The organism is Gordonia sp. NPDC057258, from assembly GCF_042668985.1.
Lineage (GTDB): Bacteria > Actinomycetota > Actinomycetes > Mycobacteriales > Mycobacteriaceae > Gordonia > Gordonia hongkongensis.
In genome coordinates, this window is record NZ_JBHUXZ010000004.1 from 47,537 (window position 1) to 70,247 (window position 22,711).

Genomic DNA, 22,711 nt, shown 5'->3' on the forward strand with positions numbered 1-22,711 from the left:
CGCGGCGTCCCGAGATCTAGGGTGTGGCGGTGGCCTCCCTGCGCCGGATGCTCGGCATCGGCAAGCTCCCAGACGACCTCCGTGCGCAGGTCGTCTCCGACGGCGCCTACCTCATCGTCGAATTCGTGCCCGTGACACTGAGATTCAGCGGGCAAGTGCCCGGTCGATCGGCGCAGGGCAACGTCCGGCCCTTCACCGGTGCTGTAGTCCTGACGCCCCGACGCGTCCTCGCGACGATGTCGAGCGTGCCCGGTCGGGCGGGTCGTGCCATCGACCACGAGTGGACGACCCCGCGCGGTTCGATGGTCCGCGCGGTCATCGACGACGGCGGGCTCGTCATCGAGATCCCGGCGCTCGAGCGCGTGAACCCCGACTTCAGCGGAACATTGAGTCTGACCTACTTGACCGAGCTGCCCGGCTCGGTGCTCCAGCAGGCCCCGGTGCGCGAGGTGTGGTTCGACGTCCCGGCGCGCTACGTCACCTCACTCGTCGGGGGCCGCCGGAGCTGACGGACCGACCGGCGGTCAGCCCGCCGGCTGCTCCTCGACGGCCCGCCCGGGGCGCAGCATCACGAGTGCGAGGATCGCAGCGGCCGCGGTGAGCACGCCGGAGAACGTGAGGCACAGACGCATTCCGTCGAGGAAGGCGTCGCCGACGGCGCTCATCACGGCCGGGGCGTCGGCGCCGAGGTTCAGGCCGCTCGCGGCGGCCAGGCCCTCGGTGTCGACCGCACCGATCACCCGGTCACGTACCGGCTCGGCGACACCGGCATCGATCAGCTTCTGCGGCAACGAGTTCACCGCACCGGCGGTCAGGAGGGCGCCGAGCACGGCCGGGCCGAGCGCGCCGCCGACCTGACGGAAGGCGTTGTTCCCAGCCGCGGCCATCCCCAACAGGTGGTAGGGCACGGCCGACACCGCGGTCGCGGTCATCGGCGCCATCACCAGTCCCATCCCGAGCCCGAGCACGACCAGACGCCACGAGATGGCGGCGAAGGAGGTGTGGGCGTCGAGGGTCAGCAGCGCGAACTGGGCGCCGGCGACCATCAGGAGTCCGCCGCCGATCAGGAACCGGGCGTGAATTCGATGCATCATCTTGCCGGCGAGCCCGCCGACCAGCATCGAGGCGCCGTTCATGAGGGCCAGCCGCCAACCGGCCTCGACGGTGCCCAGTTGCTGAACCAGCCCGAAATACATGCTCAGCACGAAGATGAACCCGATCAGAGCCAGGAAGGCGATCATCGCGACCAGGGTGGTGGCGGTGAAGGCGCGGCTCCGGAAGAGGTCGAGGTCGAGCATCGGACTCGCCGAACGCTTTTCGATGACGACGAACCCGACTGCGGCGACCGCGGCGGCCAGCAGCGCGGCGACGACGCGGGGGTCGCCGAAGCCGTAGACGCCGGCCTCGATGACGCCGAAGACGAGTGCCGTGACGGCGATCGCGGCCGAGATCTGGCCGGACCAGTCGAGGCGACGGGCATGGGGTGCGCGGGATTCCGGGAGCATCGTCGCGGCCACCGCCAGCGCGATGAGGGCGATCGGGATCGGCAGCAGGTAGATCCATCGCCAGCCGGCGGACTCGGCGACCGGACCCGCGACCAGCGGCCCGACGGTCAGCGAGAGCATGAGCGCCGACGCCCAGATGCCGATGAACTTGCCCCGTTCCCGGAAGTCGGGGACCGCGTGACTGATCAGTGCCAGGGTCGTGGGCAGGAGGGCGGCCGCGCCCGTTCCGGCGAGCGCCTGTCCGATCCACACCATGCTGATCGATTGCGCACACAGCGCCACCAACGCGCCCGACGCCGTGAGGCAGAGCCCCACCAGATAGACCTTGCGACGGCCGTGCACGTCGCCGAACACCCCGGCGGTGAGGATGAATGCGGCCATCGGCAGGACGAACGCGTCTTGTACCCAGGACAACTGGGCGGTCGAGGCGCCGAAGGCGGTGCCGATCGCCGGCAGGGTGACGGCGACGCTCGTGATGGGCAGGTAGGCGACGAAGACGCCGAGGCAGGCCATCACGACGGTGGCCGTCCGACGTGCCGGGGGAGTCGGTACGCCGGTGGGAACGGGGGAGATGGTCGCGGTCAACGCGCTCGCTTTCGCAGGTCGATGAGGGTCGCCGAACGGCGCAGGAGTTCATTGTCTGGTCCGCGTCTACGAAACCACGCACAGATCCCGAGTGCCGGTATCGATACGGCACTGTGGGTCGCGCGGCGATACACTTCCTCCACCATGGACGACATCGACGGCACGATCCTCCGTGCGCTGCAGGTGTCGCCGCGTGCGACGTTCCGCCAGCTGGGTGAGGTGGCCGGAATCTCGGAGCAGACCGCGGCGCGCCGCTACCAGGCGATGCGGCGGGCCGGCGTGATGAAGGTCGTCGGGATCATCAAGCCGTCCGTCCGCGGCCAGTCGGAGTGGGTGGCGCGGGTGCGGTGCCGTCCGGACCGGATGGAACCGCTCGCGTCCTCGCTCGCTCGCCGGCGTGATGTCGCCTTCGCGTATGTCGCGTCCGGTGGTGCGGAGATCATCTGTCTCATCCGGGCGCCGCTCGGCGTGGCCGGTGAGGAGGCCATCGCCAAGACGTTCCCCGCCCGAGCCTCGGTGACCGACGTCCGCATCGATCTCGTCCTGCACGCCTTCGATCCCGGTCACCCCGCGTCGAGGTGGACCGGATTCGGTGGCCACCTCTCTGACCGGGACCGCGACCTCCTCGCTTCCGCTGCGGCTGCTGTGGTCGACGACATGCCGGAGGACCCCGAGCAGGACGATCCGTCGTCGGATGCCCCGGCGGGTGGCGCGCGGTTGACGGCCGGCGATGCCGTGCTGATCGACGCGCTGACCCAGGACGGTCGGCGAGCGCACCGAGAACTGGCTCGGATCTGCGGATGGACGGTCGGACGAGTGCGCCGCCGGCTCCGCACGCTCGAGCGCGGGGGTGCGCTCTTCTACGACGTCGAGATCCTCCCCGACCGGCTCGGCTTCGACCTGAGCGCCACGCTGTGGTTGACGGTGACCCCCTCGGCTCTCGATCAGGTGGGCACCGAACTCGCGGCTCACGACGAGGTGGCGTTCGCGGCGGCGATCAGCGGCGAGTGGAACCTCATGGTGTCGGTGATCTGCCGGGACACCGCGCATTTCCACGACTATCTGCGCACCCGGGTCGCCGCGATCGGCGGCGTCACCGGGTACTCGGTCAGCATCCGGATGCGCCGGCTGAAGCAGAACGCCTCGCTTGTGGTGCAGGGGCGGTTGATTCAGCCGGCGTGATGCCCGCGGCGGGGTAGCGTCCACGTGTGATCTCGCCACAGCGTGCCGACCGCGGCCTGGTGCGGTTGTGTCTGCTGGCGGTCATCGCCGGTCTGCTGACCGGCGTACTCGGTGGAGCCTTCCGCTGGTGCCTGAACCACCTGGACCGCTGGCGGGTCGAGATGCTCGACTGGTCGGCGGGACTCGGTGTCCCCGGGTGGCTGTTCCCGATTGCGGTCACCGCGACCGGTGCGGCGCTCGGCGCGCTCGCAGTCCGGTTGGTGCCGACCGCGGCGGGAAGCGGTATCCAACACGTGGAGGCCGTCGAGCGCGGGGAGGCGTCACCGGCGCCCCTGCGCCTCATCCCGGCCAAGTTCGTCGGCGCGCTCGCCGCGATCGGTTCCGGACTCGTGCTGGGCCGGGAAGGCCCGACGGTGCACATCGGTTCGGTCGTCGGTGCGGAAACCGGCCGGCGCGGCGGTCTCGACGACGCCGACGTCCGGGTGATGCAGACGTCGCTCAGCGGGGCCGGACTGGCAGTGGCGTTCACGGCTCCGATCGGCGGCGCGCTCTTCGCACTCGAGGAGGTCGGCCGCTCGGTCCGGTTGCGCCTCGTGGTGCCGACGGTGTTCGCCGTGGTGGCTGCCGTCGCCGCCGGACGGGTCATCCTGGGAGACCGCCCGGAGTTCGACGTGCCCTCGCTCGACGTGCCGTCGGTGACGGTGCTGCCCGTCTTCGTGGTCTTCGGTCTCGTCTCCGGACTCATCGGGATCGCCTACAGCCGAATGGTTCTCGGCACCCTCGGCTGGGTCGGTCGATTCTCGCGGGTGCCGCCGATCGGTCGCGCCGCCCTCATCGGCGCGGCGATCGGTGCGCTTCTCGCCCTCGACGCTCGTACCGCGGGCGGCGGGGACGGCCTCACCCAGGCGGTCGTCGACGGCGGTGTCGTACTCCCCGCACTCGTCGCGCTCTTCCTCGTCCGGTTCGTCGCGGGTCCGCTCTCCTATGCCGCGGGCACGCCCGGTGGCCTGTTCGCACCGCTGCTCGCGCTCGGCGCCCTGTGGGGTGCCGCCTTCGCCGAGGTCGCCGACATCATTGTGCAACAACCGGATTCAGGTGCGTCGGGATTCCGGGGCGCGATGATCCTCGCCGGGATGGCGGCGCTGTTCGGCGCGGTCGTCCGGGCCCCGCTCACCGGGATGGTCGTCGTGATGGAGATGACCGCGACGACCACGGTCGCCCTCCCCATGCTGGCCGCGACGGCCGCCGCGGTGCTCGTCGCCCATCTGTCCGGGTCGCCGCCGGTCTACGACTCGCTTCGCGAGCGGATGCTCGCGAAACCGGCTGGACGAGAAGAGCCTCCCTCCGCTCCCTGAGGAGCGAGCTTGCGAGCTGCCGCCCGTGCTCCCTAATCCGGAAGAGCCACACACTCACTGGTCCCTAATTCGAAAGAACGACATAACCATTGCCCCCTGAGGTGCGAGGAGCGTGAGCCGCCGGGCCGAGCACGCGACGAAGGAGCGCGTCGAGGTCGACGAGCCACGAAGGGCCTGGTGAGACACGTTGCGAAGCCCTTCGTGGCTCGCTTCGCTCGCACCTCAGGGAGCAGGGAGCAGGGAGCAGGGAGCAGGGGCCGCGCTTCGGATCAGGGAGCGGTGGGGGTAGCGCGGGTCCGGGAGTCCAGCGGCACGATGAGCGGGCCACCGGTGATCGGATCGGTCATGACGTGCGCCCGGAGGCCGAACGCCGCGTCGAGGGTCTCGGCGTCGATGACCTCGGTGGGCGAGCCGGTGGTGACGATGGCTCCGTTGCGCATGACGAACAGCGAATCGCTGTAGCGCGCGGCCAGATTGAGGTCGTGCAGCACCATGACGACGGTCTTGCCGTGCTCGTCGCGGAGCCGGCGGACCAGGTCGAGGACGTCGATGGAGTGTGCGAGGTCGAGGTAGGTGGTGGGCTCGTCGAGCAGGATGAGATCGGTGTCCTGTGCGAGCGTCAGTGCGATCCAGACCCGTTGCCGCTGACCGCCGGACAGGGCGTCGAGGGTGCGGTCGGCGAGGTCGAGGGTGTCGGTCATCTCCATCGCCAGCGCGACCGCCGCCTCGTCGGCCGCGCTGGCCTGCGCGAACCAGCGCTGGTGCGGATGGCGTCCCCGCCCCACCAGATCGGCGACGGTGAGCCCTTCGGGCGCGATGGGATTCTGCGGCAGGATCGCCAGGGTGCGGGCGACCTGTTTGGGCCGGACCGAGGAGATGTCGTCGCCGTCGAGGTAGACCGCACCGGCCCGGGGTGGCAACAGCCGTGCGAGACAACGCAACAGTGTCGACTTGCCACATCCGTTGGAACCGATGATCGTCGTGACCTGACCATCGGGGATGTCGATGTCGAGGCCGTCGATGACGATCCGTTCGTCGTAGCCGACGGTCAGTCCGACGCCCCGCAATCGGGCGGTGGTGGCAGGGGATTCGAGGGATGACGCGGTCATACGCTCGCCTTTCGGGACATGACGATCATCAGGTAGATCAGGAACGGGCCGCCGATCGCCGCGGTGACTATGCCGACCGGGAGGCCGCCCGGCAGAACCGTACGCACCAGCAGGTCGCCGCCCAGTACCAACGACGCACCGATGACACCGGACACGAGCGGCGTGGGCACGGCGGTACCGGCCAGCCGCAGCGCGATCTGCGGGGCCAGCAGCGCGACGAAAGCGATCGGCCCGGCCGCGGACACGCTCAGCGCGCTCACCAGAACCGCGGTCAGGAGCAGCGTCGTCGACACCGCGCCGGTCCGGACTCCGAGTCCGCGGGCGAGATCGGGTCCGAGGCTGAGCATCCCGATCTGGCGGGCCAGGACGACCACAACGATGATGCTCGCGACGACACCGGCGGCGACCGGCCACACGTTGGACCAGCCGACGTTGGACACCGACCCGACGATCCACACCTGCGCACGAGCCACATCCCGGATGTCGGCGCGCGAGAGGAGGAACTGGGTCAGCGCCTGCAGCAACCACGTCATCCCGACGCCGATCAGCACGAGCCGGAACGGGTTGATGCCGCTGTTGGCCTTGCGACCCGGCCAGGCGAGGACGTACATCGCGACCGCGGTGAGCAACCCGCCGATCATCGCCGCCGCCGGGACGCCGAGATCGCCCAGCCAGGCACCCCAGCTGGTGGTCGAGAACGCGATGGCGGTCACCGCCGCCACGCTCGCGCCGGCGGTGATGCCGAGCATGTCCGGTGTGGCCAGGGGATTCTGGGCGATCAGCTGGGTAATCGAACCCGCAAGGCCCAGACCGAATCCCACGAGCAGGGCGACCAGCGCTCGGGGCAGCGCGACGTCGAAGACCACCACGTTCTCGACGCGGGTGCCGCCGCCGAGCAGGATGCGGGCGACGTCGACGGGGGTCAGCGGGAAGTCGCTGACACCGACGCTCGTGAGGAACAGGACGACCGTGACGGCCGTGGACACGACCGCGACGGTGAGCATCCGTGGTCGCACCACCATCGACAGCGGTTCGACGGCGATCCGATAACCGCCGGGGTGCGGTGCGATCCGGCCCTTCGTCGTGGTTCCGGACGTGATGTCGGTCTTGATGGAGGTCGGCGGATTCACACGGTCCCCAATCTCTGTCGGCGGACCATGACGATGAGGAAGGGTGCGCCCACCAGTGCCAGCATGACGCCGACCTGCACTTCGCCCGGACGGGCGACGATCCGGCCGAGGATGTCGCATCCGACGAGCAGGATGGCGCCCAGCAGAGCGGAATACGGGATGATCCACCGATAGTCGGCGCCTACGAAGGCGCGGGCGATATGCGGTACGACCAGGCCCAGGAACACGATCGGCCCGCACGCCGCGGTCGCCGCGCCGATGAGCAGCGTGATGGTCAGGACGCCGAGGGCGCGGATGAGCACGACACGGGAACCGAGGGCCTTGGTCATGTCGTCGCCCAGGCTCAGGACGTTCAGGAAGAAGCCGCTCGCCAGCGCGAGGACGAGGCCCACCGTGATGAACGGCAGGCTCGCCCAGAACACGTCGATGCCCCGACCCGCGGTGGAGCCGACGCTCCAGAAGCGCCACTGGTCCAGCGAATTGGTGTCGACGAGCACGATCGCGGACGTGATGGCGGTCAGCATCGCGGTCAGGCCGGTGCCGGCGAGGACCAGGGTCAGTGGGCTCGAGCCGCTCAGCGACGACAGTCCGAACACCACGGTGGCGGCGATGATCGCTCCGACGAGACCGAAGAACATGAACGCGATCGGACTGGTGATGCCCAGCAGGTAGATGCCGCCGACGACCGCGCAGGCGGCACCCGCGTTGACGCCGAGCATGCCGGGATCGGCGATCGGGTTGCGGGTGTGGCCCTGGGTGATGGCACCGGCCGCGCCGATCGCGAGTCCGGCGGCGAGGCCGAGCAGAGTGCGCGGCACGCGCAGATCCCACACGATGCCGTCGACATCGGAATCCTTGGGCACCTGCGGCATCCGTAGGTTGATCAGCGCGTTCCAGATCTCTTCGAGACCAGCGGTGAAGCTGGGCCAGATCTCGTCGAGCGGGACCGGTCGGGTGCCGAAGAGAACCGACGCGACGACCAGCGCTGCGAGGACCGCCAGGAGCAGCGGGATTCCGAAAAGTCGGAGGGATCGGCGCACGAAGGTAAACCTTACCAACCTTCGTCGACGCTTCGTCATGCGCGGCGTCGAGCTCGGTCGTCGGTGTCGTTCGTATAACGAATTGCCGACGAAACCTGAGGGATCGCTGTGCGCGCGGTAACACTTCGCTCAGGCTGGGTCGATAGTCCCGGTGTCGGTGGGTATCTCGGGCCGACCGCAGCAAGACCGGTCGTCGGGTGGGATGGCGTGAACCGCTCCCACGACGGCGACGTCGGGAAACACAGTGTCGCCTACGAACGAGGAGGATCGATGAAATCGCTGAAACGGGCTCTCACAGGGGTTCTGGTCGCTGCAGGAATCGCCGGTGGATCGTTGGTGGGTGCCGCGCCGGCACAGGCCGCCGTTCCCAACCTCCAGATGACGGGCGGGGTCTACTGCCAGTTCGCAGCCCCTGGCACGCCGTGGAATCAGGCGTGGAGCATGACCCGGTTCATGCGCGTCACCGCGCGTGACGGCGATTTCCGTAACGTCACGCTGCAGGAGATCAACGGCGCGACGAAGTTCAAGTCGTTGCTGAAGAAGAACGAGTCGCTCACCATCAAGACCACCTGGTTCGGCTGCTTCCCGTCCTCCATCGCGGGGTACGCGATCTCCGATTACGCCGAGAACCTGACCGACAACGCCGGTTTTTGGTGGAACGTCCGGCGCATCGACAACCCGTTGGACCGATTCGGTACGGGCTCCTCCGCTTCAGCAGCCGCCCTGACCGGCGGTGGCACCGACGTCGCCGGCGTGCCGGCGATTCCGGGTCGCTGACCTCATCCGACGACAGTTGAGAATGCACCACAACTGAGCCATTCGCGCCGGGCGGCGTGCGGGGAGGACGCCCCCGCACCCGCCGGGCGCATGCGAAAGAGCGGCGACCGAGAGAACTCGGCCGCCGCTCTTATGGCTTCGACAGGCTCAGCCGGCGGAAGGGGTGGGCTCAGCCGGCGGGGGTGGACTCAGCCGGCGGGGGTGGGCTCAGCCGGCGGGGTGGATCACGCGGACGGGCGGGACACCTTGTCCGGCTCCGATGCGGCGAGCATGTCCTCGCGTTCGACGACTTTGACGCGTTCGCGGCCTTCGGCGGCGCCGAGGGCGCGTTCGTGTTCGTCGAGGCGGTACCAGCCGTCCCAGGTGGTGAAGGGGATGTTCTTGGACTCGAGGAGTTCGACGATGGCGTCCTCACCGGGGTGGGCCGGGTCGAGCAGCGTGCCGGCTTCCATGTCCTTGAGGATGCAGTCGACGGTCTCGTTGGCGTCGCCCTTGGTGTGGCCGATGAGGCCGACCGGGCCGCGTTTGACCCAACCGGTGGTGTAGATACCGGTCAGCTGCTGCCCTTCGTCGAAGACGCGTCCGGCCTCGTTCGGGATGACCCCGGCCTGGGAGTCGAACGGGATCTGCGGCAGGTTGTCCGAGAGGTAGCCGACCGCGCGGTAGACCGCGCCGACCTCCCAGTCGGTGGTCTTGCCGGTGGGCTTGACGTTGCCGGTGCCGTCGAGCTGGGTGCGTTCGGTGCGCAGACCGACGACCTTGCCGTCGGCGCCGAGGATCTCGGTGGGGCTTTCGAAGAAGTGCAGGAACAGCTTGTGGATCGCGCCCTGCTTGGGTTCGCGGATCGCGTAGTTCTCGATGATCGTGGCGACCTGGTCGGTGATCTTCGACCCGCGGCGCGCGACGGCCGATCCCTCGTCGTAATCGATGTCCTCGGGGTTGACGATGACCTCGATGTTGGGGGAGTGGTCGAGTTCCTTGAGTTCGAGCGGGGTGAACTTCGCCTGGGCGGGTCCGCGGCGGCCGAACACGTGGACCTCGACGGCCTTGTTGGCCTTGAGTCCGTCGTAGACGTTGGCGGGGATCTCGGTGGGCAGCAGTTCGTCGCCGGTCTTGGCGAGCACGCGGGCGACGTCGAGGGCGACGTTGCCAACGCCGATGACCGCGACCTTCTCGGCCTCGAGGGGCCAGGTGCGGGGGAAATCGGGGTGGCCGTCGTACCAGGCGACGAACTGGGCGGCGCCGTAACTGCCGTCGAGGTCGATGCCGGGGATGTCGAGGGCGCGGTCGTCGGTGGCGCCGGTGGAGAAGATCACCGCGTCGTAGTGGGCGCGTAGTTCGTCGATGGTGATGTCGGTGCCGTAGTCGACGTTGCCGAGCAGGCGGACCTGGGGCTTGTCGAGGACCTTGTGCAGGGCGGTGATGATGCCCTTGATACGCGGGTGGTCGGGTGCGACGCCGTAACGGATCAGACCGAACGGAGCAGGCATGCGCTCATACAGATCGATGCTGACCCCGCGGTCCTTGGCGGTGTCGGACTTCATCAACGCGTCGGCGGCGTAGATCCCGGCGGGACCGGCACCGACGATCGCAACCCGCAGCGGGCGGCTGTTGTCGCTCATGGAGTAGGTGTCTTCCGTTGCTCAGCACGCGAGGACAAGCAAATCTCGGTGACCCCCAGGTCCGCGCGTATGGATAAGGCCTATCCCTTCTACGGTAGGCGCTTGCTGTCCCCGACCAAAATCCGTCTGTGAGGTAACCCTCACTCGGCGGGTGCGCGGTGTCCGGCGGGTTCGGGCCCGCTACGCCTTGCCGGCGGCCGCGGCGATCGGTCCGACGGCCTGCTCGGCGACCCACGGGATCGTCAGGACCGTCGGCACCGACATCGCGCTGCCGACCTCCTGGGGCAGATAGACCACGCGGCCCGACTGCGCGACCGCCAGCCGGTTGAACGCCGCGTTGGACTTGAGCCGGTCGTTGGAACCCTGCCAGTCGACGGCGACGACGACGTCGGCCGAGTCCAGCAGGTTCAGGCTCTCGGCCGGCAGGTCACCGTAGAAACCGCTGGTCACCGAAGGTTGCAGCGCGGGCGGGAAGGTGAGTCCGTAACCGGTGAGGGTCTGTCCGCGCCCGTCGCCGGGGCCGTAGATCGACACGCCGCCGGTGGGGCTGGCGGTGACCACGACCGCCGTCTTCCCGGCCAGCTGCGGGTTCTGCTCCCGCACGTTCGCGAGGAACTGCTCGGTCTCGGTCACCTTGCGATCGGCGAGTTCGGGCAGGCCGACGGCGGTACCGATCTGGCGGGTCTGCGCGTCCCACGGCACCTGCCACGGCTGGAACTGGGCGGGCCGCAGGATCGTCGGGGCGGTCTTGCTCAGCAGATCGAACTGGTCGCGGGTGGGATCGGCGCCGACGGCGGTGATGAGGTCGGGCTCGGTGGCCAGCGCCTTGGGGATCTCGTCGCCGAACGCGCCGGACGCGTTCGGCAGCACCACCGGGTCGGAGTCCGCCAGGAGTTCGGCGTTCCACGGCGCCGACGCCTGGTCGGGGTCGGCGAACGGGGCGATCGTGGTGGGGGTGACACCGAGTGCGAGGAGGGTGTCGCCGTCACCCACGCCCATCGCGGCGACGCGCTTGGGTGCCTGGTCGACGGTCGCGGGGGCGTAGGCCTGCTGCACGGTGACCGGGATCGCGCCGGCCTCGGGCGCGGGGACCTGGGCCGTGCCGGAGTCGACCGTCTCGTCCGGCGGCGAACACGAGGTCACCACCAGGGCTGCCGCGAGCAGCCCGACGAGAAGGATGAGGGAACGGTGGGTGGAAGCGCGCATCCGGGTCCTCGCTGGTCGTTGCGGTCGGCGACGTCGTTCGCCGCGGAACTTAGGGCCACCTTACGCAGGACGTGTTCGATGTCGACGTCGTTCGGCGCTCTGCCCGGTGCGTCCGGGCTCCGACGACGCCGGTCTCAACCGCCGCCGGGACGCTCGATAGACTGCCCGCCATGGCCGAAGCTGCAGGTGAGGGCGACCAGAAGCCCCCGTCGTGGAAGAACGCCTGGCCGTTCTTCGTCGCGGCCGGCGTCGTGGGACTCGTGGTGCTCGGCGTCGTGCTGTCGAATGTGACCCGTCCGGCCGAGGACCGGGCCGGCGACTCGGCTCAGGTCCAGTACGCGATCAACGACATCTACACCGCGCGCAACGGTCCGAACTTCGGCGAATACCGGGCGAACACCTGCGCGGCCGACGTCGAGGCGGCCGACTTCGTCTCCGAGGAACAGTTCCTCGCCGACAACCGGGAGTCGCTGCTCGCCAACGGTCACATCGAGATCCCGGAGATCACCGAGCTGGTGGTCGACGGTGACCGGGCGACCGCGAAGGTTCATTGGCACTATGACAAGACCCCCGATGACGTGAACGTCGTGGACACGATCGTGGTGCGCGAGAACGGCGAGTGGAAGGTGTGTTCCTCATGAGCTATGCCGGTGACCTGACCCCGCGCGAGGCGTGGGAGAAGCTCGAGAACAACCCGGATGCGGTGCTGGTCGACTGTCGCACGCAGGCGGAGTGGTCGTTCGTCGGCGTGCCCGACCTCGAGGTCCTGGGCAAGCGCGCGATCTTCGCCGAGTGGACCACCTTCCCCGAGGGGCGTCGCAACGACGACTTCGTGGCACAGCTGCGTGATTCCGGTGTCTCCGACGACCAGGAGGTCATCTTCATCTGCCGTTCGGGGCACCGGTCGATCGGCGCTGCGGAGGCCGCGACCGCCGACGGTATCGCGAAGGCATACAACGTGATCGACGGGTTCGAAGGCGCCCTCGACGAGAACGACCACCGCGGGACGTCGGGCTGGCGTGCCGAGAACCTGCCGTGGAGGCAATCGTGAGTTCTGATCTGCCCGTCAGTCGTGAACTGCCTGAAGGGCTCTCGGCTGACACGATCGCGGTTCGCGGCGGGCTGGCGCGTTCGGGTTTCCACGAGACGGCCGAGGCGCTCTATCTCACGAGCGGTTACGTCTACGACTCCGCGGAGGCCGCCGAGCGAGCCTTCACCGGCGAGGACGAACGATTCGTCTACTCGCGCTACGGAAATCCGACCGTCGAGATGTTCCAGGAGCGGTTGCGCCGGCTCGAGGGCGCGGAGGCGTGTTTCGCCACCGCGAGCGGCATGGCCGCGGTGTTCGTCGCGCTCGGTGCACTGTTGAAGGCCGGCGACCGTCTCGTCGCCGCCCGCAGCCTGTTCGGTTCCTGCTTCGTGGTCTGCAACGAGATCCTCCCGCGCTGGGGGATCGAGACCGAGTTCGTCGACGGTGAAGACCTCGAGCAGTGGGAGCGGGCCCTGTCCAAGCCCACCGACGCGGTGTTCTTCGAGACACCGTCGAACCCGATGCAGAGCCTCGTCGACGTCGTGAAGGTGTCCGAGATGGCGCACGCCGCGGGCGCACAGGTGGTGCTGGACAACGTCTTCGCCACCCCGCTGCTGCAGCGGGGTCTCGAACTCGGCGCCGACGTCATCGTCTACTCGGGCACCAAACACATCGACGGCCAGGGGCGCGTCATGGGTGGCGCGGTACTCGGGACCAAGGAGTACGTCGACGGTCCGGTGCAGCAACTCATGCGACACACCGGTCCGGCACTCAGTCCGTTCAACGCCTGGACCCTCGTGAAGGGGCTGGAGACGATGCGTCTGCGCGTCGACGCCTCGGTGTCGTCGGCGCTGCGGATCGCCGAGTTCCTCGAGAGCGATCCGCGCGTGCGCTGGGTCAAATACCCCTTCCTGCAGTCACACCCGCAGTACGACTTGGCGAAGTCGCAGATGTCCGGCGGCGGCACGGTGGTGACCTTCGAGCTCAACGACCACGACGGCATCGACGGCAAGAAGCGCGCCTTCGAGGTCCTCAACGGCCTGCGGATCGTCGACATCTCCAACAATCTCGGAGATTCGAAGTCGCTGATCACGCATCCGGCGACCACCACTCATCGTGCGATGGGTCCCGAGGGACGCGCGGCGATCGGTCTGAGTGACTCGGTGGTGCGGCTGTCGGTCGGCCTCGAAGGGGTCGACGACCTGTTGGGCGACCTGGACCACGCGCTGGGGTGAGGGTAAGCGCTGACGTATTCCGTTGCGGCACAGCGCGAATCCGCCTCGGTGAGCGGGGCCGAGTCCCCGGAGGGTGGTGCCATTCAGTCGTTCCGGCGATCCCAGGCCGCTCGCACCGTACTCGGGATCCGTCCCTTGGAGGGCACCTCGATCCCTTGGGCGCGAGCCCACGCCCTGATCTCCGACGGTGTCGCCGGTGGACCGTGCAGGCCCTGCACGATGGGCTCGCTGCCGACGGTGAGCCGCCATTCGTGTAGCGCGGCACCGAGCCAGCGGTAGGTCCATTCCTCGGCGAGTTTGCGGTTGTCGCAAAAGACGATCGGCACGGTCGGAAACCGGACCTGCGCCTCGGCGACTGCCTCGGCCAGCGCGGCGCCGCTGACGTATTCGCGCGTGAACACCTTGCTGTATGAGGCTTCGACGACCACCGCGGCGCGTCGGAGTCCCGCGAGACCTGCCAACTGGTAGGTGAGAGTTCCCTTCATGAGACCGTTGCCGAGGTCGTCGATCGACTTGCGTTCGACGGCGGCGACCACCTGGTCGTCCTCGACGATCGCGTAATCGCCGGCATCGAGGCGGTGTCGAGTGGTGGTCGCCTGTTGATGACCGAAGGAGTAGGCGTACTTCTCGCCTGTGTCGACGACGATCTCGAGCGCCTGGCCGTGTGCCCGAGCCTTGGGAAGCGTGACGTTTGGACGCGCCTGCTTGGTGGTTTTGCGCGTCTGCCAGAAGATCATCTCGCGTCCGCGAGCCCGCGTGACGACGAACTGTGACCGATTCTCGCGAGCGCGGTCGAGCACCAGATCGATCGCCGCCCCGCGCCGCGTCACCGACCGAACCGGAAGACGTTCGACGATCTGCGGTGTGGTCGGCCATTCGTCGGCGCGATGACAATAGACCTTGCTGGTTCGCGGCCAGGTCTCCCTCACCTTCAAGACGATCCCGTCACTGCCGAGCGGAATCCGGACCAGAAAGGGCAGTGAGGAGCCCTGTTCCGGATTTCGGGCGATGATCAGGTCGTCGGGCATCATCGACGAGCGTAACGGGCGAAGATCGCGCGCGTCCGCAATTGATCCGCTCAGTCGAGTGCGGCGATGCCCAACGCGTTCAGGACCGTCCGCAGCTTGAACGCCGTCTCCTCGAGTTCGCCCTGCGGGTCGGAGTGTTCGACGATACCGCCGCCGGCCCACGTCCGGAGGCTGCGACGATCGGCCTCGAGTTCGAGGCACCGGATGGTGACCATCCACTCCCCGTCGCCGGCGGCGTCGCACCAGCCGACCGCCCCCGCATAGAAGCCGCGCTCACCCTCGACCTCGCGGATGATCTGCGCAGCAACATCACTCGGCGTGCCGCAGACCGCCGGGGTGGGGCCGAGCAGGAGTGCGAGATCGAGCGCAGTGGTCGCCGGGTCCCGAAGCCGCGCGCGGATCGGGGTGGCCAGATGCCAGACCTCCCCGGTCGACTGCAATTGCGGGGTCGACGGCGCGTCGACGTCGTCGCAGAGGTGTCCCAGCCGGTCTCGCAGGTGGTCGACGACGAAGGCGTGCTCGGCGAGATCCTTCGCCGAGGAGAACAATCCGTCGGCAGCGGCGCGGTCGACGACCGGGTCGGGTGACCGCGGCGCCGATCCCGCGTACGGGTGGCAGGTGACGACGGAACCCGACTTGCGCAGCAGCACTTCGGGACTCGCGCCCAACAGCCACGAACCCGAGCCGGTGGCCGCGCCGAGATCGACACCGAATGCGTTGTGTCCGGCATTGCCGCCCGCCAGTGCGTCGAGGAGTTGCAGAGGCTCGACCTCGGCGTCGAGCACGATGTCGACGCTGCGGGCGAGTACGACCTTGCCGACGTCGCCGGCGACGATCCGCTTCACCGCGTGTGCGACACGTTCGCGGTGCTCGTCGGCCGTGGGGTGCAGGGTCGTCGACACCGGGGTGCGCGTCAGCGGTGGTGTGCCTGCCAGCGGCGCCGCGTCGACGTGCAGGACTTCGGGCACCACCAGCGCGGCGGGCTCGGCGAGGTCGAAGGGGATCGCGCCGGTCAGACCGTCGACGGTCCCGGCGCGCAGGGCGGCCGAGGCGGCGTCGACGTCGGTGAACGCACGGACCGCGCCCATGCCCCGCACGGTGCCGTGCGGGCGGGACAACACGAACACATCAGTCGCTGACACCCCTGACACGCTACAGGTAAGTGTGCCCTAACTTCCGATCACGTTGAGTGAAAATTGACACGTCCGCGCGAGATCGACGACCCTTGGTCGTAGGTCATGAGTGCCAGTGACAAGCCCCGGCTCGCTGGTCGGCAACCCTCCTTCGCGGTGGGGTGCTCCGGGTGACGACCCGGCCGCGTACCGACCGGACGCGGCAAGCGCGAATTGTCTGAGGAGTTTCCTGCCGTGACCGCTGTCCTGTCCGCACCCGCCGGTCGCCTGTCGCCCGCAGTCGACGTCCGCTTCGACGCCGCCCGGGAATCGGTGCGGCAGTTCGTCCGTGCGCGGGTCGACGACACCGTCGTCTTCACCCGCGATGCCGCCGTTGCCCTCGACCTCGCGGCGCGCATCACTCCTGGCGACGTCGTCGTCCTCGACATCGGGCAGGGCGCCGACCTGCTGCGGTGGTGCGCACCACGGCAGGGGCGCGACCGGGCGCGGTTCGTCCCGGCCTGCGAGACCATCGAGGACACCTTGGTCGCGCTGGAGACCGAGCTCGCCTCGGCGCCGGCATCGTTCCTGGTCGTGACCGCGGTATCGGACATCACCGGCGAGGTGCTGCCGATCGGCCGGCTCGCCTCGCTCGCGCACCGGTCCGGGGCCCGCATCCTGGTCGACGCCGCGCAACTCGTCGGGCACCGGCCCGTCTCCGTCGTCAGCCACGGCATCGACTACCTGGCGTTCGGTGAACCAGGTCGTAGGACGGATGGCGCCGGCGTTCTCATCGGTCGTCGTGACTGGTTCGACGCCGCCGATGTCGATGCCTCGCCGGACGCCGACGGCGTTCCCGGGGCGATCGCGGTCGCCGAGGCGTGTCGGGTGCTCGCCGATCTCGGACCCGAGACGATCGGCCTGCATGAACGCCGCCTCGCCGAACGTCTCGACGCCGGCCTGGCCGCGATCGGCAGCTTCACGCCGCTGCGGATCTTCACCGATTCCACCGACCGCGCGGGAGTCGCGGGCTACACCGTCGACGGCCTCGCACCGCCGGCCGACACGGTGCGCGCGAGTTTCGGAGCGGGCACCACCGTCGACGACATCGACCGGATTCTCGATGCATTCCGGGCGCGAACCGAACAGACCGACCGAACTCGACCAGGGGTGAATAGATGACCATCGAACTCGACGCACGTGCTGACCGCGGCACCGTGATCGCCGCACAGACTGCCACCCCGACGGCCCCGATCAGCATCGGACGTCCGGGATTCCAGATCGCGCTCGCGGGAGACGATCTCGCACAGACGTTTCCGATCGTCGTGCGGCGGGAGACCCTCCGCGAGGCGCAGCGCGCCCGCTCCCTGCTCCGGGCCGGCAGCCACGATCAGGCCAATTTCGTGGTCGCACTCGAGGTGGAGGTGGCCGTCGCGCCGGACGCCGCGTCGGCGCGCACGGCCGCTGCTGCGGCGGTGAACGCGTCGTCGGAGACGGGCTCGGGGACCATCCGCTACATCGGGACGACACACGGACTGATCACGCTGGTCCGCGACATCTACGCAGCCGAGGTCGCCGACGCCGTGATCCTCATCCCGATCGACGGCGCGGCCACCGAACGCCGCATCCGCGAACAGATCCTGCCGGTGCTCGCCGAGCAGCGGTACCGCGTGGCCTGACCCACTGCTGGTTGAGCCGGCACCGAGCGTAGCCGCCGGGCCGAGCAAGCGACGAAGGAGCGCGTGGAGGTCGAGGCGCCGAGTCGAAGCCACCTGGTGACCAGACAAGACCGCCGACACCATCTCGGATGATGGTGCCGGCGGTCTCGTGTGTGGGAGAGATCAGCCGCGCGAGGGCTCGTTGGCCGCGTCGGGGTGCGCAGCGAGGCGATCGATGGCCTCCTGTGCGATCTTCTCGGCCTGGTCGCGGCCGACCCATCCGCCCGGGTCGACCTCCTTGCCCGGCTCGAGGTCCTTGTAGTGCTCGAAGAAGTGGGCGATGGGTCCCAGCTCGTATTCGGACACGTCGGAGATGTCCTTGATGTGGTCCCAGCGCACGTCCTTGGCGGGGACGCAGAGCAGCTTGTCGTCGCCACCGGCCTCGTCGGTCATGGTGTACATGCCGACGACCCGTGCGCGCACGATGATGCCGGGGAACACCGACTCGGGGAGCAGGACCATCGCGTCGAGCGGGTCGCCGTCCTCACCGAGGGTGCCGTCGATGTAGCCGTAGTCGGCCGGGTAGCCCATCGAGGTGTACAGGTAGCGGTCGAGGTAGACCTTGCCCGTCTCGTGGTCGACCTCGTACTTGTTGCGGCCACCTTTGGGGATCTCGATGGTCACATCGAATTCCACAGTTCCTCCTGGCAGTCTTGATCGGGGATGCCGCGTCGGGCCGAAACGCCCGCACGCTGCCCCAACGATACTGTTGGTCCGGCGACCTCGATGTTCGTACCCCTCGTTGTGCGTATGTCCGGGCCGTTCCATCGACCGTCAACCGCGAGAGACCCGGAGGCTTTGTGGGCGCATCCACCCGAAACGGCGGTCGTTCCGGTCGGAGACTTCTGTGGTGGACGATCACCGCGGTGGTGATCCTGGCCCTCGTCGCGACGGCCTCGGTGGTCATCGCGCTCCGGCTCGACCGGGAACCCGAACTGCCGCCGGGGGTTCCCCCGCAGCCCGCCGCGATCGCCGTCGACCCCCGGATCGACCCGGTGGTCGCCTCCGCGCCGGAGCCCACGCCGAGCGGTGTGTCGCGGGCCATCGCGCCGGCACTGCGGGATCCGGCGCTCGGCGAACTCACCGGCATGATCAGCGACTCGCTGACCGGCACCGTCCTGTGGACCAGCAACCCCGAGCGTCCGCGGATCCCCGCGTCGAACGCCAAGATCCTGACCGCGGCTGCCGTGCTCGAAGCCGTGCCGCACGATCAGCGACTGACCACGACGGTGGTGGCCGGCAGCAACGGGCAGATCATCCTCCGAGGTGCGGGTGACCCGACCCTGTCCGCACAGCCCGCCGGCACCGACACCTTCTACACCGACCCCGGTCGCATCGCCGACCTGGCGCGGCAGATCGAGGACACCGAGATCCCGGTGACGTCGGTGGCCGTCGACCTGCGCGCGTTCTCGGGTCCGACGATGGACACCACCTGGGACCGCCGGGACATCCAGGGTGGCGACATCGCGCCGATCGAATCGCTGATGGTCGACGGCGCCCGGCTCGAACCGCTCGACGAGTACTCGCCGCGCACCGCGGCCCCGGGCATCATGGCCGGCGAGGCGCTGGCCGCGGCTCTCGGCGTCGAGGGTCCCGTCACGGAGGTGACCGGTTCCGGCGCACCCGCATCCGGGAACGACCGCGTCATCGCGAAGGTCCAGTCGGCGCCGCTGGTCACCCGGGTCAACGACATGCTGCGCTACAGCGACAACGTGCTCGCGGAGACGCTTGCCATCGAACTGTCGGTGCACCGGGGCGGGCCGCCGACGCACGCCGGCGGCGTCGAGGCGATCGAACAGGTGCTGTCGTCGATGTTCCCGGACCAGTGGGCGGGTACCACCCTGCACGACGCGTCGGGGATCTCGTACGCCAACCGCACCACGCCGGAACTGCTCGACGCCGTGATGACGGCCGCGAGCGGACCCAGCCGGCCGGCGCTGCGCCCGATGCTCGACGGGCTGCCGATCGCCGGTGGCACCGGCACGCTCGCGGACCGGTTCGACGCCCCCGGCAACCCGGGCGCGGGCTGGGCGCGCGCCAAGACCGGAACACTCACCGGGGTCAGTTCGTTGACCGGCATAGTGCAGACAGTCGACGGCCGCGTGCTGTCGTTCGCCCTGATGTCCGGCGGCACCTCGCCGGCGGACGCGCGACCCGCCCTCGACGCCGTGGTGGGTCAACTGAGAGAGTGCGGGTGCCGATGACCACTTCAGGAACCGCCGGGTCGGACGTCACCGACGCCGGGACCACAGAGGTCGCCGAGACCGCCGACCGTCAACCGGGCATCGGGTCGCAGATCGACTGGTCGCTCGCGGCGTCAACCGCGAAACGTCTCGCCCGTCCCGGTCCCAAGACCACGGCCTACACCTACGAGGCGGCCCGTGCGGAACTGGCCGACGCCGCGACCCGGGCCGAAGCCCCGGTCCGTGAGGTCACCGGGCTCGCCGACGGCCTGCGCGTACCGACCACCCGGGTCCTCGACCGGGCCGGGTGGATCGACGCCGCGTCCCGGTCGATGCGCTCGATGCTCGGCTCCGACGAGTCGATCGATGCGGGATCGCCCGGACTCGGGGCCCGATTCGGCGGCCTCCAGGCCGGCGGGTTGCTCGCCTTCCTCTCCACCGCGATCCTCGGCCAGTACGACCCGTTCACGCCCGACCCGGAGACCGGCGAACCGGGTGTGCTGATGGTGGTGACGCCGAACATCATCAACGTCGAACGTCAGTTCAAGGTGATCCCGTCGGACTTCCGCCTGTGGGTGTGCCTGCACGAGGTCACCCACCGGGTGCAGTTCTCGGCCAACCCGTGGCTGCGCGACTACATGCAGGACAACGTGGCCGTGCTGACCTCCGACGCCGGCGAGTCGACCACCGAGATCGTCACGCGGATGACCAAGGCGCTCAAGGGTTCCGACGGTCCGCGCGAAAAGGGTGTGATCGGGGCGATGCAACTGCTGCAGAGCCCGGAGCAGCACGCCGCCTTCCAACGCATGATGGTCCTGGGCACGCTGCTCGAGGGTCACGCCGACCATGTCATGGACGCCGTGGGTCCGGCGCATGTGCCGTCGGTGGCGAGCATCCGAGCCGCGTTCGACAAACGACGCACCGCTCCCCAGAACCCGGTCCAGCGACTCATCCGGGCGCTCATCGGGATGGACGCCAAGCTCGCGCAGTACATCCGCGGCAAGGCCTTCGTCGACGTGGTGGTCGAGGCCGTCGGGATGGAGCGGTTCAACGTCGTGTGGACCTCGCCGGACACGATGCCGCTGCCGAGCGAGATCGACGACCCGCAGGCATGGATTCAGCGGGTCTTGTGAGACGGGCGGTCGCGGAGTTCGCGGCCGCTCATCTCTCGGGGCCGCAGGTCTGTGTGGGCCTCTCCGGCGGACCGGACTCGCTCGCGCTGACCGCAGCCGCCGTCGGCGCCGGTCTGGACGTCACCGCGCTGATCGTCGACCACGGACTGCAGCCGGACTCCGCACAGGTCGCCGCGACGGCGGGAGAGGTGGCAGGGGGTCTGGGCGCCCGCGTCCGGGTGCTACCGGTGCGCGTCGGGCGCCGTGGCGGCCTCGAGGCCGGTGCGCGCGACGCCAGGTATGCGGCGCTCGACGAGGCCCGTGCGGATCGTCCCGTCCTGCTCGGCCACACCGCCGACGACCAGGCCGAGACCGTGCTGCTCGGGTTGGCCCGGGGTTCCGGGGCGCGGTCGATCGCCGGCATGCGTGCGTGGAACGACCCCTGGGCCCGGCCGTTGCTCGGCGTCCGCCGGCAGCAGACGCTGGCGGCCTGCACCGAACTCGGTCTCGTGCCCCATCGCGATCCGCACAACGACGATCCGCGGTTCACCCGCGTCCGTCTGCGGACCGAGGTGCTGACGCTGCTGGAGGAGGTCCTGCACGGCGGAGTCGTCGACGCGCTGGGCCGGACCGCCGAGGGCCTGCGGGCCGACAACGACGCGCTGGACGAGTGGGCGGCAAGTGTCTTCGCCGAGGCCGGGCGCGACGAGGGGCTGGCGGTTGCGCCGCTGCTCGCCGTGCCGCTCGCGGTCCGCACGCGTGTCCTGCGCGCCTGGCTGCTCGGCGTCGGCGCCACCGAACCGACGCACCGCGTCATCTCGGCCGTCGACGATCTGATGGCGACCACCGGGAACGCACGGTCGCAGGTGGCCATCGGCGGCGACCCCGGAGCACGACGCGTCGTCGTACGTGCCGGGGAAACACTGACGGTCCGCCTCACCGCGAGGTGAGACGGACCGTCGTGAAGACCCGGGCGATCAGCGACGCGGCGGGGTGAACGGCGAGTTGATCGTCTGGAAGTAGTGGATGCCGGCACCGATGAGCGTGCCGCCACCGACCAGGGAGAGTCCCACCAGGCCGCCGATGGCCGCCGCCGGAGCGACACCCACGAGGCAACCCACCACGGCTGCTGCGAGACCGATGACGCACCCGATCACTCCGCCGACAATGGCACCGACGATCGTTCCGACCAATGTCCCGATCGACGTTCCCGCGGCGAGCTGCGAACGGAAACGTTCGAGCGCCTGGTCGTCGCGCTCCTGGCGCGTTTGCGGCGCCGCGACATTGTGTCGGGCCGCCCCGCGTAATTGATCGACCGCGGTCGGATTGAGTGTCGTCGAACGTGCGACCTCACGGGACGGAATGAGGGTCACCTTGTTTCCCGTGGTCCGCGTGTCGATCGGGAACTGCCGATACTCGCTGCGATACATGAGCGGCATGCGAAAGAGTTCCGCGCCGGCGGTGTCCCGGATCGTCAGATTTCCGTTCGCCGTGCTGACCGACGCGTTGTGCACCGTGAGAGTGAGCGCCGAGGCATTCCACGACGCATCGTAGGTCGCGGCGGAGGCCCGCTGAGGTGCGGCTTCGGCGGTCGCGGCGAATACGGTGACGACCGCGGTGACCAGGCACAGGATGGCGCTGAAACGTTTTCTGCGCAGGGGAGAACGCGAAGTGGGGGACACGAGCGCTCCTTCTTGTCCACACGGGGACAGGGCGTGAGAAGGGAGGGGAATTTCGAGGCCTGGTTACTCAGATCTCTGTTCTCGAGAATGTCAGACGCTT

The 22,711-nt window shown here is 69.1% G+C and carries 22 protein-coding genes and 1 riboswitch; of the genes, 12 read left to right on the forward strand and 10 right to left on the reverse strand.

What is annotated here, in order from left to right; all coding sequences use genetic code 11:
• Positions 1-29 precede the first annotated feature (29 nt).
• On the forward strand, positions 30-509 hold the full coding sequence (locus ACFUEJ_RS04635) for a hypothetical protein (RefSeq protein ID WP_223258887.1): 480 nt from the start codon (positions 30-32) through the stop codon (positions 507-509).
• Positions 510-524: 15 nt separating this feature from the next.
• Here the strand turns inward: ACFUEJ_RS04635 and ACFUEJ_RS04640 are convergent, their stop codons facing one another.
• Complete coding sequence (locus ACFUEJ_RS04640) at positions 525-2,090, reverse strand: MFS transporter (protein ID WP_068970720.1); 1,566 nt, start codon at positions 2,088-2,090, stop codon at positions 525-527.
• Between the two features lie 144 nt (positions 2,091-2,234).
• On the opposite strand from ACFUEJ_RS04640, the gene ACFUEJ_RS04645 reads away from it, so the two are divergent.
• Together ACFUEJ_RS04645 and ACFUEJ_RS04650 are read left to right on the forward strand one after the other, a co-directional pair.
• Complete coding sequence (locus tag ACFUEJ_RS04645) at positions 2,235-3,272, forward strand: Lrp/AsnC family transcriptional regulator (protein ID WP_068970724.1); 1,038 nt, start codon at positions 2,235-2,237, stop codon at positions 3,270-3,272.
• Between the two features lie 26 nt (positions 3,273-3,298).
• Entirely contained in the window at positions 3,299-4,627 is a 1,329-nt protein-coding gene (locus tag ACFUEJ_RS04650; RefSeq protein WP_068970721.1) for a ClC family H(+)/Cl(-) exchange transporter, read from the forward strand.
• A 269-nt stretch (positions 4,628-4,896) separates the two neighbouring features.
• On the opposite strand, the gene ACFUEJ_RS04655 is transcribed toward ACFUEJ_RS04650, so the two are convergent.
• From ACFUEJ_RS04655 to ACFUEJ_RS04665, 3 genes are read right to left on the reverse strand one after another with little or no spacing between them, the layout of a single operon-like run.
• Complete coding sequence (locus tag ACFUEJ_RS04655; protein ID WP_065629583.1) at positions 4,897-5,736, reverse strand: ABC transporter ATP-binding protein; 840 nt, start codon at positions 5,734-5,736, stop codon at positions 4,897-4,899.
• Entirely contained in the window at positions 5,733-6,866 is a 1,134-nt protein-coding gene (locus ACFUEJ_RS04660) for a FecCD family ABC transporter permease (protein ID WP_388027829.1), read from the reverse strand. Before ACFUEJ_RS04660 ends, ACFUEJ_RS04655 begins: the two co-directional genes overlap by 4 nt.
• The gene (locus ACFUEJ_RS04665) at positions 6,863-7,906 is read right to left on the reverse strand and encodes an iron ABC transporter permease (RefSeq protein ID WP_078112651.1); all 1,044 of its coding nucleotides are present in this window, start codon (positions 7,904-7,906) and stop codon (positions 6,863-6,865) included. The genes ACFUEJ_RS04660 and ACFUEJ_RS04665 overlap by 4 nt, the downstream gene beginning before the upstream one ends.
• A 270-nt stretch (positions 7,907-8,176) precedes the next feature.
• Between ACFUEJ_RS04665 and ACFUEJ_RS04670 the strand changes: the two genes are divergently transcribed.
• The gene (locus ACFUEJ_RS04670; protein ID WP_078112747.1) at positions 8,177-8,683 is read left to right on the forward strand and encodes a hypothetical protein; all 507 of its coding nucleotides are present in this window, start codon (positions 8,177-8,179) and stop codon (positions 8,681-8,683) included.
• Positions 8,684-8,907: 224 nt separating this feature from the next.
• On the opposite strand, the gene ACFUEJ_RS04675 is transcribed toward ACFUEJ_RS04670, so the two are convergent.
• Both ACFUEJ_RS04675 and ACFUEJ_RS04680 read right to left on the reverse strand, forming a co-directional pair.
• The gene (locus ACFUEJ_RS04675) at positions 8,908-10,305 is read right to left on the reverse strand and encodes an FAD-dependent oxidoreductase (protein ID WP_205333822.1); all 1,398 of its coding nucleotides are present in this window, start codon (positions 10,303-10,305) and stop codon (positions 8,908-8,910) included.
• A 180-nt stretch (positions 10,306-10,485) separates the two neighbouring features.
• Complete coding sequence (locus tag ACFUEJ_RS04680; RefSeq protein ID WP_205333821.1) at positions 10,486-11,511, reverse strand: ABC transporter substrate-binding protein; 1,026 nt, start codon at positions 11,509-11,511, stop codon at positions 10,486-10,488.
• A 170-nt stretch (positions 11,512-11,681) separates the two neighbouring features.
• Between ACFUEJ_RS04680 and ACFUEJ_RS04685 the strand changes: the two genes are divergently transcribed.
• Genes ACFUEJ_RS04685 through ACFUEJ_RS04695 form a run of 3 tightly spaced genes read left to right on the forward strand, consistent with a single transcriptional unit; the run spans position 11,682 to position 13,776 of the window.
• A complete protein-coding gene (locus ACFUEJ_RS04685) occupies positions 11,682-12,152 on the forward strand; it encodes a hypothetical protein (protein WP_065629636.1) in 471 nt (156 codons plus the stop codon).
• Positions 12,149-12,562, forward strand: a complete 414-nt coding sequence (locus ACFUEJ_RS04690) for a rhodanese-like domain-containing protein (protein WP_058249965.1) — start codon at positions 12,149-12,151, stop codon at positions 12,560-12,562. The genes ACFUEJ_RS04685 and ACFUEJ_RS04690 overlap by 4 nt, the downstream gene beginning before the upstream one ends.
• A complete protein-coding gene (locus ACFUEJ_RS04695) occupies positions 12,559-13,776 on the forward strand; it encodes an O-succinylhomoserine sulfhydrylase (RefSeq protein ID WP_058249966.1) in 1,218 nt (405 codons plus the stop codon). Before ACFUEJ_RS04690 ends, ACFUEJ_RS04695 begins: the two co-directional genes overlap by 4 nt.
• 83 nt (positions 13,777-13,859) lie before the next feature.
• Here ACFUEJ_RS04695 and ACFUEJ_RS04700 read toward each other — a convergent pair whose 3' ends face one another.
• Complete coding sequence (locus ACFUEJ_RS04700; protein WP_058249882.1) at positions 13,860-14,804, reverse strand: ERCC4 domain-containing protein; 945 nt, start codon at positions 14,802-14,804, stop codon at positions 13,860-13,862.
• 50 nt (positions 14,805-14,854) lie between these two features.
• Entirely contained in the window at positions 14,855-15,931 is a 1,077-nt protein-coding gene (locus ACFUEJ_RS04705) for an isochorismate synthase MenF (RefSeq protein WP_058249883.1), read from the reverse strand.
• 107 nt (positions 15,932-16,038) lie between these two features.
• Positions 16,039-16,152, forward strand: a riboswitch (SAM riboswitch).
• Between the two features lie 19 nt (positions 16,153-16,171).
• On the opposite strand from ACFUEJ_RS04705, the gene ACFUEJ_RS04710 reads away from it, so the two are divergent.
• Both ACFUEJ_RS04710 and ACFUEJ_RS04715 read left to right on the forward strand, forming a co-directional pair.
• Positions 16,172-17,098: an aminotransferase class V-fold PLP-dependent enzyme gene (locus tag ACFUEJ_RS04710; RefSeq protein ID WP_058249884.1), complete on the forward strand. Its 927-nt coding sequence runs from the start codon at positions 16,172-16,174 to the stop codon at positions 17,096-17,098.
• Positions 17,095-17,595 (forward strand): hypothetical protein, encoded by a 501-nt coding sequence (locus tag ACFUEJ_RS04715; protein WP_058249885.1) that lies wholly within the window; start codon positions 17,095-17,097, stop codon positions 17,593-17,595. The genes ACFUEJ_RS04710 and ACFUEJ_RS04715 overlap by 4 nt, the downstream gene beginning before the upstream one ends.
• Before the next feature lie 162 nt (positions 17,596-17,757).
• Here ACFUEJ_RS04715 and ACFUEJ_RS04720 read toward each other — a convergent pair whose 3' ends face one another.
• A complete protein-coding gene (locus tag ACFUEJ_RS04720) occupies positions 17,758-18,270 on the reverse strand; it encodes an inorganic diphosphatase (protein WP_058249886.1) in 513 nt (170 codons plus the stop codon).
• Between the two features lie 164 nt (positions 18,271-18,434).
• On the opposite strand from ACFUEJ_RS04720, the gene dacB reads away from it, so the two are divergent.
• The 3 genes from dacB to tilS are packed head-to-tail and all read left to right on the forward strand — an operon-like array spanning position 18,435 to position 21,879.
• Entirely contained in the window at positions 18,435-19,838 is a 1,404-nt protein-coding gene (dacB, locus tag ACFUEJ_RS04725; RefSeq protein ID WP_388027839.1) for a D-alanyl-D-alanine carboxypeptidase/D-alanyl-D-alanine-endopeptidase, read from the forward strand.
• Positions 19,835-20,950 carry a zinc-dependent metalloprotease gene (locus ACFUEJ_RS04730; RefSeq protein ID WP_388027842.1) on the forward strand — a complete coding sequence of 372 codons (1,116 nt, stop codon included), beginning with the start codon at positions 19,835-19,837 and terminating at the stop codon, positions 20,948-20,950. The genes dacB and ACFUEJ_RS04730 overlap by 4 nt, the downstream gene beginning before the upstream one ends.
• Positions 20,947-21,879 carry a tRNA lysidine(34) synthetase TilS gene (tilS, locus tag ACFUEJ_RS04735; RefSeq protein ID WP_388027844.1) on the forward strand — a complete coding sequence of 311 codons (933 nt, stop codon included), beginning with the start codon at positions 20,947-20,949 and terminating at the stop codon, positions 21,877-21,879. Before ACFUEJ_RS04730 ends, tilS begins: the two co-directional genes overlap by 4 nt.
• A 27-nt stretch (positions 21,880-21,906) precedes the next feature.
• Here the strand turns inward: tilS and ACFUEJ_RS04740 are convergent, their stop codons facing one another.
• Positions 21,907-22,611: a glycine zipper family protein gene (locus tag ACFUEJ_RS04740; protein WP_388027847.1), complete on the reverse strand. Its 705-nt coding sequence runs from the start codon at positions 22,609-22,611 to the stop codon at positions 21,907-21,909.
• Positions 22,612-22,711: the final 100 nt, after the last annotated feature.

Excerpts from the sequence above, each read along its gene's own strand:
- ACFUEJ_RS04645 (WP_068970724.1), top strand. The coding sequence starts at position 2,235 with ATGGACGACATCGACGGCACGATCCTCCGTGCGCTGCAGGTGTCGCCG.
- ACFUEJ_RS04655 (WP_065629583.1), bottom strand. The coding sequence starts at position 5,736 with ATGACCGCGTCATCCCTCGAATCCCCTGCCACCACCGCCCGATTGCGG.
- ACFUEJ_RS04670 (WP_078112747.1), top strand. The coding sequence starts at position 8,177 with ATGAAATCGCTGAAACGGGCTCTCACAGGGGTTCTGGTCGCTGCAGGA.
- ACFUEJ_RS04675 (WP_205333822.1), bottom strand. The coding sequence starts at position 10,305 with ATGAGCGACAACAGCCGCCCGCTGCGGGTTGCGATCGTCGGTGCCGGT.
- ACFUEJ_RS04680 (WP_205333821.1), bottom strand. The coding sequence starts at position 11,511 with ATGCGCGCTTCCACCCACCGTTCCCTCATCCTTCTCGTCGGGCTGCTC.
- ACFUEJ_RS04685 (WP_065629636.1), top strand. The coding sequence starts at position 11,682 with ATGGCCGAAGCTGCAGGTGAGGGCGACCAGAAGCCCCCGTCGTGGAAG.
- ACFUEJ_RS04690 (WP_058249965.1), top strand. The coding sequence starts at position 12,149 with ATGAGCTATGCCGGTGACCTGACCCCGCGCGAGGCGTGGGAGAAGCTC.
- ACFUEJ_RS04700 (WP_058249882.1), bottom strand. The coding sequence starts at position 14,804 with ATGCCCGACGACCTGATCATCGCCCGAAATCCGGAACAGGGCTCCTCA.
- ACFUEJ_RS04715 (WP_058249885.1), top strand. The coding sequence starts at position 17,095 with ATGACCATCGAACTCGACGCACGTGCTGACCGCGGCACCGTGATCGCC.
- ACFUEJ_RS04730 (WP_388027842.1), top strand. The coding sequence starts at position 19,835 with ATGACCACTTCAGGAACCGCCGGGTCGGACGTCACCGACGCCGGGACC.